The 666-nt window shown below is 63.4% G+C and carries 1 protein-coding gene; it reads right to left on the bottom strand.

What is annotated here, in order from left to right; translation table 11 throughout:
* Positions 1 to 654, bottom strand: a 654-nt coding sequence (locus tag CH271_RS19590) for an MBL fold metallo-hydrolase (RefSeq protein ID WP_143546082.1), incomplete at its 3' end; no start/stop codon positions are given.
* Positions 655 to 666 lie beyond the last annotated feature (12 nt).

Raw genomic sequence — 666 nt, 5'->3', positions numbered from 1 at the left:
TCCTGCGATCAACTCGTCGACGTAGGTTTGTTCGTCCTGGGTCAGCGCGGGATTGGACTGTTGCTGTTCACCGATGGTCGACGAGTCGCCGCTGGTGGGGGTCGCGGAGCAGAAGCTACCGAATCCGTGGGTGGGGTAGACCTCGACGTCGGCGGGGAGTTCGGCGGCGATTCGACGGACCGAGTGGAACTGGGCATGGGTGAGCTCGTCGGTGTGTTCGGAGCCGAGTAGGTCGGTGCGGCCGGTGGATCCGTAGAGCATCGAGCCGCCGGTGAAGATCGCGATCGGTTCGTCTCCGAGTTGCAGTACGTAGCTGACGTGATGATGTGTATGGCCCGGGGTGTGCATGACCTGAAACGTCGCCGATCCCGCGTCGACGACATCGCCGTCCCCCACTGCCCGTCGCTCGAATTCGACCGGGTCACCCTCGGGCACAACGTATTCGGCTCCGGTGGCGCGTGCGAGTTCGAGTCCGCCGGTGACGTAGTCGTTGTGGATGTGGGTTTCGAGTACGTGGGTGATCGCGGCGTTCTTCTCCGTAGCCAGTGCCAGGACGCGGTCGATGTCACGTTGGGGATCGATCACGACGGCGATGCCGTCGTGGCTGATCAGGTAGCTGCGGTCGCCGAGGCTCGACGTTTCGATGATGGCGATGTCTGGATCGGT

Source organism: Rhodococcus sp. 05-340-2 (assembly GCF_002258915.1).
In the GTDB taxonomy this organism is placed as follows: domain Bacteria; phylum Actinomycetota; class Actinomycetes; order Mycobacteriales; family Mycobacteriaceae; genus Rhodococcoides.
The sequence above is the reverse complement of the archived record's forward strand: the minus strand, read 5'-3'. Positions and strand labels throughout refer to the sequence as shown.